This is a genomic window from Amycolatopsis sp. lyj-90, from assembly GCF_046549035.1.
In the GTDB taxonomy this organism is placed as follows: domain Bacteria; phylum Actinomycetota; class Actinomycetes; order Mycobacteriales; family Pseudonocardiaceae; genus Amycolatopsis.
Genome location: NZ_JAJPWP010000003.1, coordinates 61,465 through 73,858 on the forward strand (window position 1 = coordinate 61,465; position 12,394 = coordinate 73,858).

The window sequence follows — 12,394 nt, forward strand, 5'->3', positions numbered from 1 at the left end:
GTGACTACTCACCGCGATACGCGCGAGCCTGGATCTCGTAGAGCTCGTGGTAGAGCCCGCCTTCCTCGATGAGTTCGGCGTGCGTGCCCTGCTCGATCAGCCGCCCTTTCTCCAGTACCAGGATCCGGTCCACCGAGCGGATGTTGGCCAGCCGGTGGGTCACCAGGATCGTCGTGCGCCTGCCCGCCCCGGACGCGCTCGCGTGCCTCAGCCCGGCGAAGACCCGCGCCTCGGCCTTCGCGTCGAGCGCGGCCGTCGGCTCGTCGGCGACGAGGACGGCGGCGTCACGGTAGATCCCGCGGGCGATGCCCATCCGCTGCCATTGCCCGCCCGAAAGGTCCTGGCCGTCGTTGAACTTCTTGGACAGCACCGTTTTCTCCTTGGCGGGCAGGGATTCGATCACCTCGTCGGCGCCGGAGGAGGTGATCGCGTCGTGCCAGGCGGCGCGTTCCGGGTCTTCCCGGCCCAGTCTGCCGACGGTCACGTTGTGCTCCGCGGTCATCGGCCATTCGGCGGGATCCTGCGCGATCACGGCGATGTTCGCGTGCACCGACTCGTGATCGGCGCCCGCGAGATCGACGTCGTCCCAGAAGACCTTCCCGTCCGAAGGCGGGTACAGCCCGGTGAGCAGTTTGCCCAGCGTGGTCTTGCCCGAGCCGTTCTCGCCGACGAGGGCGATCACCTCGCCGCGCCGGATGGTCAGCGAAACCTCGCGCAGCGCGGGGTTTTCCTGGCCGGGGTAGGTGAAACTGACGTTCTCCAGCCGGATCTCCGCCGGATCCGGCGGTGCGACGACCCCGTCCTTCACCGGGCTGCGTTTTGCGGATTCCAGCAGCAGCCGCTGGAAGAAGGCGATGTAGAACGACTCCTCGTACATGGCGTTCACCGCGCGCATCGTGACGGACAGCGAGTTCGACGCCGTCCGCATGGCGAGCGCGGCCGTCCCGGCGAGGGCGAGTTCCATCTGCCCGCTGTAGAGCAGGAGACCGAGCACCAGATACGCGATCGCGGTGCCCAGCCCGGCCGCCGCGCGCCCGGTCAGCCGGACCAGGTTGCTGCGATGCGCGAGCTGGACCTCCTTGCGCATCAGGCTTTCGGTGATCCGCCGGTACTCCTGCAGCAGCGGCTCCTGCAGCGTGAGGGCGTGCCGTTCGAGGGCGAAGGCGCGCCAGGTGGCCACCTCCTCGACGATCCTCTTCCGGATGTTCCGGCCGACGGTGTCGAGATAGTGCCGGTAGTTCAGCCGCGCGACCTTGGCCGCCGCCCAGCCGTCGGCCGCCGCCGCGAGCAGCAGCACCGGCGCGAGCCACGGATTCAGCAGGCCCGCCGCCACCAGCGCGGCGATCAGCGAGATCAGCGCCGACGTCAGATCCGCGATCCAGCGCAGGCTCATCTCGATCGACCGGACCCCGTCCCGCGCGCCCTGCCTGGCCAGCTCCCGGAAATCGGCGTCCTCGAAGGCCAGCAACCGGACCCGGACCATGGCGGCGGTGACCTCGTCGCCCGCCGAGGTTACGACCCGCGGCCGGAGCGTGCCCTCGACCGCGGCCACCGCCGTGTCCAGCAGCGCGCGCAAGGCGTACGAGCCGATGACGATCGCCAGCGCGGGCAGCGATTCCAGCACCCTGTCCGGGGTCGGCCCGTTCTCCAGCAGCGCGGTGAACACGTTCGCCGTCGCCAGCAGGCCGAACGCCGTGACACAACCGGAAAGAACGTGGACGACGCCGGCGAGCAGGGTCAGCCGCGCCGACGTCCGCCAGGCCAGCCGCAGCACGATCGCCACGGCGGACGGGAGCGCGCGGATGGCCTTGACCATCCCCGCGTCGGCCACGGCCTCGTCGGGCGTGGCCCACTCGGGCATCTTCAGGTTCTCGACCCCGATCAGGGGCACGGTGGCTTCGGGCACTCCTCCTTCTCTACGCGCCCCCACCGACATTTCCGAGGCCCTTGCCGACCGGGCGCCGCACCCAGCACCGTCGCGCGTGCAATGAAAGGCCCGTTACTTGCAAAATTTGCAAGTAACGGGCCTTTCATTGCACGCGCAGGGCCGGTCTCGGGCGCGACAGAGCGGGACGAAAGTCCCCTTCAGCTCCCACCCACCATGAGCTACGCTCTCGCTAGAGCGATCTATCAAATCGCAAGGGGGCGAACATGGAAGCTCTTCAGGACCGGGGACTCACCGCGCTGCGGCTGATCCTCGCCTTCACTCTGCTGTCCACCACGCTGCACTACGCGCACAACGTGATCAGGGCGGCCGACTACCCGCAGGTCGAGGGCCTCCCGGTCGGCGTCGTCGCCGCTTTGGTCGCCGTCGCGTACGTCGTCCTGACCGCGATCGGCCTGCTCGGCTACCGCGACTACCGGCGCGGACGCTACTGGCGGGCACTCGCGTTCCTGATGGTCTACTCGCTGTCCGGCCTGGCGAGTCTCGGTCACTTCCTCGTGGCCGTGCCACAGATCCCGGCCTTCTGGTTCGCCACGATCTACACCGACACCGTGTCGGCGCTGCTGCTGTGGGGCTTCGTGACCTGGGCGGCGACGAAGCTCAACCGGGTGACCGCGCCTGACCAACTTTCTACACAACATTGACGTTAATCAGTTCAATGTAGACAATCGGAAGGGTGACGCGGACCACAACGGTGACGTTCGAACGTCATCCCGGCGGCTACCGGCACTGGAAACTGTCCACCGACGGCGACGTCGCGTGGCTCGAACTCGATGTCGACGCCGACGGGGGTCTCGTACCGGGTTACGAGCTCAAGCTCAACTCGTACGACCTCGGCGTCGACATCGAGTTGTACGACGCGACGCAACGCCTGCGGTTCGAGCATCCCGAGGTTCGCGTGGTCATCGTGACCAGCGCGAAGGACAACGTCTTCTGTGCCGGGGCGAACATCCGCATGCTGGCTTCGTCGTCGCACGAGTGGAAGGTGAACTTCTGCAAGTTCACCAACGAGACCCGCAACGCCATGGAGGACGCCACCGCGCACTCCGGCCAGCTGTACGTCGCCGCGGTCAACGGCACCTGTGCCGGCGGCGGCTACGAGATCGCGCTGGCCTGCGAAAAGATCCTGCTGGTCGACGACAACTCCTCGACCGTCGCGCTGCCGGAAGTGCCGCTTCTCGGCGTCCTCCCCGGCACCGGCGGGCTCACCAGGGTGGTCGACAAACGCGGTGTCCGGCGTGATCTCGCCGACGTCTTCGCCACCCGTCCTGACGGGGTGAAGGGGCGGACGGCCGTCGACTGGCGGCTCGTCGACGAACTCGTGCCGCGGCAGGGGTTCCGCGAAGCCGTCCTGGCCAGGGCCAAGGAACTCGCGCGGACGAGCGAGCGGCTCGACGGCGAAGGTGTCGAGCTGACTCCGCTCACGCATCGCTACGTCGACATTTCGCTGAGCCCGGCCGAAGCGACCATCACCGTCAAGGGGCCTGAAGACGACGACGGCTGGCTACTGGACGTCACCCGTGAACTGGACGACGCGATCCTTCGCCTGCGCACCAACGAACCCGAGCTCGGCACGTGGGTGCTCCGCACCGAGGGCGATCCCGCGAAGGTCCTCGAACACGAACGCGCCGTGTTCGACGCGAAAGACTGCCTGAGCAACGAAATCGTCCACTACTGGAAGCGGACGCTGAAGCGGCTCGACGTCACCAGCCGCAGTCTCATCGCGCTCATCGAACCCGGCAGCTGCTTCGCCGGGCTCCTGCTGGAACTCGCGCTCGCCGCGGACCGGCAGTACATCCTGGACGGCCCGCCGATCGACGACGAAGACAGTGAAGAACGCGCGTCGATCATGTTGTCCGAAGCCAACTTCGGCCGGTTCCCGATGGGCAACGGCCTGTCCCGCCTCGAGTCCCGGTTCTTCGGCGACCCGGACCACGTCACGAGACTCGAGGACGAGCGCGGCAAGCCACTGAGCCCGGCGGAGGCGAACGACCTCGGCCTGGTCACCGACGCGCCGGACGACCTCGATTGGGAGGACGAGATCCGGATCGCGCTGGAAGGCCGGGCTTCGCTCAGCCCGGACGCCCTGAGCGGGATGGAGGCGAACCACCGGTTCGTCGGCCCCGAGACACTGGAAAGCAAGATCTTCGGCCGCCTGGCCGCCTGGCAGAACTGGATCTTCACTCGTCCGAACGCATCCGGTCCCGAAGGCGCTTTGCGTCGTTACGGTACTGGTCAGAAGGCCGTCTTCGACAGGAAGCGGGTTTGAAAACCCATGTCCACCAAGATCGATTACGACGCCAAGATCCCCAACAACGTCGATCTTTCCGGTGATCGGCGGCTCCAGCGGGCGCTGGAGGGCTGGCAGCCGAAGTTCCTGGACTGGTGGGGCGAGATGGGCCCCACGCTCCGGACCGAAGGGGTGTACCTGCGCACCGCGGTCAGCGTCGGCCGGGACGGCTGGGCGCATTTCGACCACGTCAACGTGCCCGACTACCGGTGGGGGATCTTCCTCGCGGAGCGGGATCCGGACCGGGTGATCACGTTCGGCGAGCACCAGGGCGAACCGGTCTGGCAGCAGGTCCCCGGCGAGTACCGCGCCGACCTGCAGCGGCTCATCGTCATCCAGGGCGACACCGAACCCGCGTCGGTCGAGCAGCAGAAACTGCTGGGGCTCACCGCGCCGAGCCTTTACGATCTGCGGAACCTCTTCCAGGTCAACGTCGAAGAAGGCCGTCACCTGTGGGCAATGGTGTATCTGCTGCACGCCTACTTCGGGCGGGAAGGCCGCGACGAAGCGGAAGGTCTCCTGCTCCGGAATTCCGGAAGTCCGGACGCCCCGCGCATCCTCGGCGCCTTCAACGAAGAGACCGCGGATTGGCTCGCGTTCTACATGTTCACCTATTTCACCGACCGCGATGGCAAATATCAGCTCGGCACCCTCAAGGAAAGCGGCTTCGACCCGCTTTCCCGCACTTGTGAATTCATGCTCAAGGAAGAGGCGCACCACATGTTCGTCGGCACCACCGGGGTCGACCGGGTGGTCACCCGCAGTGCCGAACTGATCCGCGAGCACGACACCTTCGACATCGCCGGGAACGGCGGGATCCCGCTGGAGGTCATCCAGCGTTACCTCAACTTCCACTACACCGTCTCGCTCGACCTGTTCGGCAGCGAGACCTCGACCAACGCGGCGAACTACTACACCGCCGGGCTCAAAGGCCGCTGGCAGGAGACCCGCCGCAAGGACGACCACAAGCTCACCGACGCCGCCGGATCGCTGCCCCGGCCGAGGGCCGACGGCACCTGGGGGACCGACGAACTGCAGGCCATCCTGCTGCTGAACCTCGACCTGCGGGAGGAGTACCGCGCCGACTGCCAGACCGGGGTCAACCGCTGGAACAAGATTCTGGACGAGGCCGGAATCGACTTCCGATTCGTCCTCCCGCACCCTGGATTCAACCGCGAAGTCGGCATAAACTCCGGCCACCATGTGACGCCCGACGGCACCGTTGTCGACGAGCGGACCTGGCTGGCCGGCAAACGCAAGTGGCTGCCCACTCCCGAAGACCTGACCTTCGTCCGATCGCTGATGCACCCGGTGTACGAGCGAGGAAAGATCGCGAGCTGGGTGGCCCCGCCACGCCAGGGCATCAATGGGAAACCGTTCGATTACGAATACGTTTACCTGAGCTGAGCCGATTGAAGGTGCGCCCGTGACCGCTGCCGCTACCGGGTTCAACGCGGCGAGCTACCTGCTCGACCGGCATCTCGCGGAAGGGCACGGGGCGAAGGCCGCGGTCGTGTCCCCGCGGCGAAGTCTCACCTACGCCGGGCTCGCGGCCGAGACCCGCCGGGTCGCGGCGGGACTGAAGGCGATCGGCGTCCGCCCCGAGGAGCGGGTCCTGTTCTGCATGGTCGACGACGTCGAGCTGCTCACCGGGATCCTCGGCGCGATGCTGGCCGGAGCGGTCGCGGTTCCGGTGTCGACGATGGTCACCGGGCTGGACCTCGGCAAGGTGCTGGCCGATTCGCGGGCCAGGGTCCTGTGCGTTTCCGGCGAGTTCGCCGCGCAGGCGACGATCGCGCTCGGGCTGGCGCCGGAGGTCACCGACGTCGTGCTCGACAGGGCCAAGGCCGCCGAACTGCCGTCCGGGGTCCGCGCGCACGACTGGAGCGATCTGTCCACAGTGGACGAGAGCGGTTTCGAACCGGCGCCGACCTGGGAGGATTCGCCCGCACTCTGGCTCTACACCTCGGGGACGACGGGCAAGCCGAAGGGCGCGATGCACCGGCACGCCGGCATCCGCGCGGTCTGCGAGACGTACGCGCGCGACGTGCTGGACACCGGCCCGAACGACAGGTTCCTTTCCGTCCCGAAGCTGTTCTTCGCCTACGGCTTGGGGAATTCGGCGTTCTTCCCGCTCGAGGCGGGCGGGACGGCGCTGCTCGAACCGGCGAGACCGACCCCGGGGCTGATCGCCGCCAGAGCCCGCGCGGAGCGGCCGACGTTGTTCTTCGCCGTCCCGACCTTCTACGCGGCGCTGCTCGCCAGCGACATCCCGGACGACACGTTCGCCTCGGTGCGCCAGGCGGTTTCGGCCGGGGAACCACTGCCCGCCGTGCTGTACGAACGGTTCCGCGACCGGTTCGGCGTCGAGATCATCGACGGGATCGGCTCGACGGAGGCGTTGCACATCTTCCTGTCCAACCGGCCGCGTCAGGTGCGCGCCGGCAGCACCGGGGTGCCGGTGCCCGGCTACGAGGTCGCCCTGCGCGACGAACACGGCGAGCCCGTGCCGGACGGGCAGCCCGGTGAGCTGTACGTCGCCGGGCCGTCGATCGCGACCGGGTACTGGGCGCGGTACGAGACGACGAAGCAGGTCTTCCAGGGCGAATGGCTGCGGACGGGCGACAGTTTCGTGCGGAACGCCGACGGGAGCTATACCTGTCTCGGGCGCTTCAACGACATGCTGAAACCCGGCGGGATCTGGGTGTCTCCCGCCGAGGTCGAAGACAGGTTGCTGCAGCATCCGGCGGTCGCCGAGGTCGCGGTCGTGGCCGCCTTCGACGCCGACGGCATCGAGAAACCGGTCGCGTGCGTGGTCGGCGTTCCCGGCGAACGGCTGGACGCGGACGAGCTGATCGAGTTCTGCCGGTCCGGGCTGGCGTCGTTCAAACGGCCGCGAGGCGTCGTCGAGCTGGGCGAACTGCCGAAGACGGCGACCGGGAAGATCCGGCGCAACGTCATCCGCGAACTCGTGCGGGACATGTACGAGGTCCGGGCGCCCGCCGCCCCGCCGCATTTGGTCCTCTAGTCGCGGTACTTGCCCGCGCGACTACCGCAACCAGAGGACGAAACGCGGGGGTCAGGCGACCACCTCGTGCAGGCAGAGGACGTTCCCCTCGCTGTCGGTGAACCAGGCCGCGCGTTCCTTGCCGAGGTCGGCGATGTGGCCGACGGTCTTGATGCCGTCCGCCTCGAAGTCCTGGAACCGCACGCCGCGGTCCTCCAGCGCCCGCACCTCGGCGGCCAGGTCTCCGACCTCGAAACTCAGCGCGGTGTTCTCGCTCTGCGATCCGGACGGCATCGGGCGCAGGCCGATCGAGCCCGCGCCCGCCTCGAAGTAGACGGTCCCGTCCTCGCCGGTGGAAGTCCGGCGCAGGCCGAGGGAATCCGCGTAGAAGTGGCCGGCGCGTTCGGCGTCGGTCACCGGGAGCATCGTCGTGATCGTCGATTCGGTGAGCATCCCCAAAGCGTGCGCCTCGGGAAAGCGGCAGGCCAGAACCGGTTTTTCAAGACCCGTTGACCGTGCGCAAGGTGCGCATGGCCTCGGCGAGACCGGGCGCGTCGTCACCCAGCGGAGCCAGGACGATGCGCCGCAGGATCTCTGCGCACGCCTCCCGGGCCTGCTGCGCGACGTCGAGACCGTGCTCGGTGAGCGCCGCGAACGTGACGCGGCGGTCGTCCGGGCTGGGCACGCGGCAGATCAGGTCCGCGGCCACCAGCCGGTCCGCGACCTTGGTGAACCCGCCGCTGGACAACGCCGCCTCGACGGCCAGCCGCGTCATCGGCATCCGGTGCTCCGGTGATCGCACGAGCCGCAGCAGGATGTCGAACGAGGCCGGCGCCAGGCCGAAGCGTTCGGCGATCTCGCCCATCAGCTTGTTCTGCGTGGCCAGGTAGCCCTCTATCACCAGGCCCCACCACGTGACCACTTCGTCGTCGTTCGGTTCCGCTGTCACGCGGGCGAGGGTACACCAGGAACTCTTCCAGGAATATATCTTGCGCGCGAGAGGTTTTCGGGTTAGCTTGAGTTCACCGGACCTCGGAGGAGGGCACCATGTCGATCAAGACTTCGGGCCTGCACCACGTCACCGCCATCGGTGGCGATCCCCAGCGCAACGCGGACTTCTACACCCGGGCCCTCGGCCTGCGGCTGGTGAAGACCACCGTGAACTTCGACGACCCCGGCACGTACCACCTCTACTACGGCGACCAGTCCGGCAAGCCGGGCTCGCTGATGACGTTCTTCCCGTGGAAGGACGCGCCGAAGGGCCGTCACGGCACCGGACAGGCGACCACGACGTCGTTCTCCGTGCCGGAGGCGTCGCTCGGGTGGTGGAAGCAGCATCTCGCCGAGAGCCGCATCGAGACGAGCCAGATCCGCAACTCCGACGGCGAGGAGACGCTCACCTTCCTCGACCCGGACGGACTGAAGCTCGCGCTCGTCGCGCATCCGCAGGGCGACCCGCGCGACCCTTGGGACACGAAGCTCGTCCCCGCCGAACACGCCATCCGCGGCCTGCACTCCGTCACGCTCTCGGTGTCCAAAGAGGACGCGACCGCCGGGATGCTGACCGACGGCCTCGGCCTGGCCTTCGAGCACCAGGAGGGCAACCGCCTGCGGTTCTCCGCCGGTGAAGGCGGCCCTGGAGCCCTCGTCGACGTCCTCGTGACGCCGGACGCCCCGCGCGGGCTGGTGGCGTCGGGCACCGTGCACCACGTCGCCTGGCGTGCGCCGGACGAGGCGACCCAGGCCGCGTGGCGCGACGAACTGATCGACGACGGCGTGAACGTGACGTCCATTTTGGACCGTCAGTACTTCCGCTCGATCTATTTCCGCGAGCCGGGCGGCACGCTGCTCGAGGTCGCGACCGACGAGCCCGGGTTCGCGATCGACGAGCCGCTGCTCGAACTCGGCCGCGCGCTGAAGCTGCCGCCGTGGCTGGAGCCGAAGCGCGAGGACATCGAGGCGATGCTGCCGAAGCTGGACCTCCCGAGCGAGAACAACCCGCGATGAGCACTTTGGACCACAAGTACGTCGAAGGGTCGCCGGACGAGCCGGTGCTGCTGCTCCTGCACGGCACCGGCGGCGGGCCGGACGATCTCGTACCGCTCGCCCGTCAGCTCAGCCCTGCCTCGGCGCTGCTCGCGCCGGCCGGGCCGGTGTCGGAACACGGTGCGGCACGGTGGTTCCGGCGGCTGGCGGAAGGCGTTTTCGACCACGAGGACGTCGCCTTCCGCGCGAACCAGCTGGCCGACTTCGTGGTCGCCTCGCGCGAGCGGTACGGCCTCGGTGACCGGCGCTTGGTCGCCATCGGGTTCTCCAACGGCGCCAACATCGCCGCCGCGGTGACCCTGCTGCGCCCGGACGCCGTCGGAGAGGCCGCGCTGTTCGCGGCGATGTCCCCGCTCCCGTCGCCGCCACGCCACGATCTGTCCGGTACGCGGGTCTTCCTGTCGAACGGCGAGCACGATCCGATGGCGCCGCTGGCGTCGGCGGAGGCGCTCGTCCGCGACCTGCGCGAGCGCTCCGCGGACGTCGTCGCCCACCGCCATCCCGGCGGTCACCAGGTGACGGGCAACGGTTTGGTCGCGGCCGCGGGGTGGCTCAACCCGTAGCGGTGAGAGCAAAGTAGCCGAACGTAACATCGGCGGATGACTAACGGTGACCTCGTCCGGGCCCAGGCCCTGCTCGAAACGGCGCTCCTCGCGGACGGGCACAACGACTTGCCATGGGAGTTGCGGGTCACGACCGGGCCGGATCCGGTCGAGGCCGTGGCGGGCACGGATCTCACGGTCCGCCAGCCGCATCTGCACACCGACTTCCCGAAGCTCGCCGAAGGCAGGCTCGGGATGCAGTTCTGGTCCGTTTACGTGCCCTGCCAGTTCGAAGGGCACAGCGCCGTCACCGCGGTTCTCGAACAGATCGAGATCGTGCACCAGATGATCGAGCGGTACCCGGACAGGCTCGCCTTCGCCGACACCGCCGATCAGGCCGAGGCCGCCTTCCGCGACGGCAAGATCGCGTCGCTGCTCGGCGCCGAAGGTGGCCACAGCATCGCCGAATCCCTTGGCGTGCTGAGGATCCTGCGCCGCCTCGGTGTCCGCTACATGACGCTGACGCACAACTACAACACCACCTGGGCCGACTCCGCCACCGACGAACCCGCGCACGGCGGGCTCACCGAGTTCGGCCGTGACGTCGTCCGCGAGATGAACAAGATCGGCATGCTGGTCGACCTCTCGCACGTCGCGCCGAGCACGATGCGCGCCGCGCTGGAGGTCAGTTCCGCGCCGGTGATCTTCAGCCACTCCTCGTGCGTCGCGGTCAACGACCACCCCCGCAACATCCCCGACGACGTCCTGGAAACCCTGGCGGCGAAGGAGGGCGTCGCGATGGTGACGTTCGTGCCGGGCTTCATCTCGCCGAAGGTCGCCGAATGGGACGACCAGTTGCGCCAGGACATGGACGACGCGGGCAAGGACTACCGGAACATCGACCAGCGCTCGAAGTTCACCGCGGAGCGCGGCGGCCCCGAGAAGCCGAAGGCGGGCATCGACGACGTCGTCGCGCACATCGAGCACGCGCGTGAGGTGGCCGGTGTCGACCACATCGGCCTCGGCGGCGACTACGACGGAGTCGCGACACTGCCCGAGGGCCTCGAAGACGTTTCGAAGTACCCGGTGCTGTTCGCCGCGCTGATGGAACGCGGCTGGAGCGACGAGGATTGCGCGAAGCTGGCCGGGAAGAACACCTTGCGCGTCCTGCGCGCGGCGGACGAGGTCACCCGTTCGGACGCTTGAGAGCGCGATCAAGGCGACTTCGGCGGACACTGTCCTGCATGACTCAGCCGCAGGAGGGTGCCGCCGAGGTTCCGGTCGAGCCCGTCTCACCGCCCGAAGCCGCTGGCGGCGCGCGCCACAGCGGCAAGTTCGACGCCGGCCCGAAACTCAAGCGCACGCGGGTGAGCGGCACCTGGATCGCCGTCATCGTGGCGCTGATCCTGCTGGTGTTCCTGCTCGTGTTCATCCTGCAGAACCAGGACACCGCCACCGTCCACTTCCTTGGCATGTCCGGCAGCATGCCGCTGGCCGTCGCGATGCTGTTCTCCGTGATCGCCGGCGGCGCCGTGGTCGCGCTCGTCGGTGGTGCCCGGATCCTGCAGTTGCGCAAGCAGGCCAAGAAGTCCCGGCATCAGCTCCGCTGACGTCTGTTAGAGGACAGCGCCGCGCCGGAACTCGCTGGGGTTGACGCCCCGGACCCGCTTGAACGCCGCGCTGAAGCCGAACGGGTCGGAGTAGCCGACGGTGCGGGCGATATCGGAAATGGTCGTGGATTCCTTGCCCGCCAAGAGATCCGCCGCGAGGGTCATCCGCCAGCGGGTGAGGTAGGTCAGCGGCGGTTCGCCGACCAGGTCGGCGAACCGCTTGGCCAGCGTCGAGCGTGAGACCCCGGTCCGCCCGGCCAGTGAGCCGACCGTCCACGGTGCTGCCGGTTCCGCGTGCAACAGGCGCAGCGCGCCGCCGACCACCGGATCCCGCTGGGCCGCCCACCACGCCGGGGGCTCGCCGCCGGGCCGGTCGAACCATTCGCGCAGGGAGCAGACCAGCATCCAGTCCAGCAACCGGTCGAGGACCACCTGCTGACCGGGCGCGTCGACGGCGACCTCGGCGGCGAGGTGGTCCAGTACGGGATCGCCCGCGCCCCCGGCGTCCACGCGCACCACGACGGGCAACGCGTCCAGCAGCGGGCGGCCGATCTCGCCGCCGACCGGATACGCGCCGACGATCAAGGTCGTCTCGCCGCCGGGTTCGTCGGCCCAGCCGAGGCGGTGCCGGGTCCCGCCCTGTTCGGGCGTCGCGCAGTGCTCGCCGCACGCGACCGGCTCGGCGAGGGTGCCGACCTCGTCGACGAAGGTGAAAGTCCCGGGACCGCGCACGATGATCGTCTCCCCCGCGCGAAGCGGCTCGGGCGGAGCGTCTTCGGGCACGACCCAGCCCGCCCCGGTGAGGACGGCGCACAGGGTCAGCGGCGCGCCGTCCACGAAGTGCAGCGACCAGGGCGGGGACAGGGCCGAACTGCCGAACAACGAGCCGTGCGACCGCACCCCGCGGATCAGGTCACTGAACACATCCATGGCACCGACGTTAGACGAATACAC

General features: G+C 68.6%; 12 protein-coding genes. 8 read left to right on the forward strand and 4 right to left on the reverse strand.

The genetic code is table 11. The features are described 5' to 3' along the window. Positions 1–4: 4 nt before the first annotated feature. Positions 5–1,906 (reverse strand): ABC transporter ATP-binding protein, encoded by a 1,902-nt coding sequence (locus ACLJPX_RS11700; protein WP_410600097.1) that lies wholly within the window; start codon positions 1,904–1,906, stop codon positions 5–7. 245 nt (positions 1,907–2,151) lie between these two features. On the opposite strand from ACLJPX_RS11700, the gene ACLJPX_RS11705 reads away from it, so the two are divergent. The 4 genes from ACLJPX_RS11705 to ACLJPX_RS11720 are packed head-to-tail and all read left to right on the forward strand — an operon-like array spanning position 2,152 to position 7,263. Next, entirely contained in the window at positions 2,152–2,589 is a 438-nt protein-coding gene (locus ACLJPX_RS11705; RefSeq protein WP_410600098.1) for a hypothetical protein, read from the forward strand. 32 nt (positions 2,590–2,621) lie between these two features. Then, positions 2,622–4,214: a 2,3-epoxybenzoyl-CoA dihydrolase gene (gene boxC / locus ACLJPX_RS11710; protein ID WP_410600099.1), complete on the forward strand. Its 1,593-nt coding sequence runs from the start codon at positions 2,622–2,624 to the stop codon at positions 4,212–4,214. Positions 4,215–4,220: 6 nt separating this feature from the next. Beyond that, the gene (boxB, locus tag ACLJPX_RS11715; protein ID WP_410600100.1) at positions 4,221–5,642 is read left to right on the forward strand and encodes a benzoyl-CoA 2,3-epoxidase subunit BoxB; all 1,422 of its coding nucleotides are present in this window, start codon (positions 4,221–4,223) and stop codon (positions 5,640–5,642) included. Between the two features lie 19 nt (positions 5,643–5,661). Next, positions 5,662–7,263 carry a benzoate-CoA ligase family protein gene (locus ACLJPX_RS11720; RefSeq protein ID WP_410600101.1) on the forward strand — a complete coding sequence of 534 codons (1,602 nt, stop codon included), beginning with the start codon at positions 5,662–5,664 and terminating at the stop codon, positions 7,261–7,263. A 51-nt stretch (positions 7,264–7,314) separates the two neighbouring features. Here ACLJPX_RS11720 and ACLJPX_RS11725 read toward each other — a convergent pair whose 3' ends face one another. Both ACLJPX_RS11725 and ACLJPX_RS11730 read right to left on the reverse strand, forming a co-directional pair. Further along, positions 7,315–7,695 carry a VOC family protein gene (locus tag ACLJPX_RS11725; protein ID WP_410600102.1) on the reverse strand — a complete coding sequence of 127 codons (381 nt, stop codon included), beginning with the start codon at positions 7,693–7,695 and terminating at the stop codon, positions 7,315–7,317. Positions 7,696–7,741: 46 nt separating this feature from the next. Continuing rightward, positions 7,742–8,191: a MarR family winged helix-turn-helix transcriptional regulator gene (locus ACLJPX_RS11730; protein WP_410600103.1), complete on the reverse strand. Its 450-nt coding sequence runs from the start codon at positions 8,189–8,191 to the stop codon at positions 7,742–7,744. 98 nt (positions 8,192–8,289) lie between these two features. On the opposite strand from ACLJPX_RS11730, the gene ACLJPX_RS11735 reads away from it, so the two are divergent. Genes ACLJPX_RS11735 through ACLJPX_RS11750 form a run of 4 tightly spaced genes read left to right on the forward strand, consistent with a single transcriptional unit; the run spans position 8,290 to position 11,440 of the window. Further along, entirely contained in the window at positions 8,290–9,249 is a 960-nt protein-coding gene (locus ACLJPX_RS11735) for a ring-cleaving dioxygenase (protein ID WP_101610975.1), read from the forward strand. Beyond that, positions 9,246–9,851 carry an alpha/beta hydrolase gene (locus ACLJPX_RS11740; RefSeq protein ID WP_410600104.1) on the forward strand — a complete coding sequence of 202 codons (606 nt, stop codon included), beginning with the start codon at positions 9,246–9,248 and terminating at the stop codon, positions 9,849–9,851. The genes ACLJPX_RS11735 and ACLJPX_RS11740 overlap by 4 nt, the downstream gene beginning before the upstream one ends. A gap of 36 nt (positions 9,852–9,887) precedes the next feature. Next, positions 9,888–11,036 carry a dipeptidase gene (locus ACLJPX_RS11745; protein WP_410600105.1) on the forward strand — a complete coding sequence of 383 codons (1,149 nt, stop codon included), beginning with the start codon at positions 9,888–9,890 and terminating at the stop codon, positions 11,034–11,036. Between the two features lie 38 nt (positions 11,037–11,074). After that, complete coding sequence (locus ACLJPX_RS11750) at positions 11,075–11,440, forward strand: lipopolysaccharide assembly LapA domain-containing protein (RefSeq protein ID WP_101610972.1); 366 nt, start codon at positions 11,075–11,077, stop codon at positions 11,438–11,440. Positions 11,441–11,446: 6 nt separating this feature from the next. Here ACLJPX_RS11750 and ACLJPX_RS11755 read toward each other — a convergent pair whose 3' ends face one another. Continuing rightward, complete coding sequence (locus ACLJPX_RS11755) at positions 11,447–12,370, reverse strand: AraC family transcriptional regulator (RefSeq protein ID WP_410600106.1); 924 nt, start codon at positions 12,368–12,370, stop codon at positions 11,447–11,449. Positions 12,371–12,394 lie beyond the last annotated feature (24 nt).

Bases quoted from the DNA above. Each gene is read 5' to 3' on its own strand.
- ACLJPX_RS11740 (WP_410600104.1), top strand. From the start codon at position 9,246: ATGAGCACTTTGGACCACAAGTACGTCGAAGGGTCGCCGGACGAGCCG.
- ACLJPX_RS11725 (WP_410600102.1), bottom strand. From the start codon at position 7,695: ATGCTCACCGAATCGACGATCACGACGATGCTCCCGGTGACCGACGCC.
- ACLJPX_RS11735 (WP_101610975.1), top strand. From the start codon at position 8,290: ATGTCGATCAAGACTTCGGGCCTGCACCACGTCACCGCCATCGGTGGC.
- ACLJPX_RS11755 (WP_410600106.1), bottom strand. From the start codon at position 12,370: ATGGATGTGTTCAGTGACCTGATCCGCGGGGTGCGGTCGCACGGCTCG.
- boxB (WP_410600100.1), top strand. From the start codon at position 4,221: ATGTCCACCAAGATCGATTACGACGCCAAGATCCCCAACAACGTCGAT.
- ACLJPX_RS11750 (WP_101610972.1), top strand. From the start codon at position 11,075: ATGACTCAGCCGCAGGAGGGTGCCGCCGAGGTTCCGGTCGAGCCCGTC.
- ACLJPX_RS11745 (WP_410600105.1), top strand. From the start codon at position 9,888: ATGACTAACGGTGACCTCGTCCGGGCCCAGGCCCTGCTCGAAACGGCG.
- ACLJPX_RS11705 (WP_410600098.1), top strand. From the start codon at position 2,152: ATGGAAGCTCTTCAGGACCGGGGACTCACCGCGCTGCGGCTGATCCTC.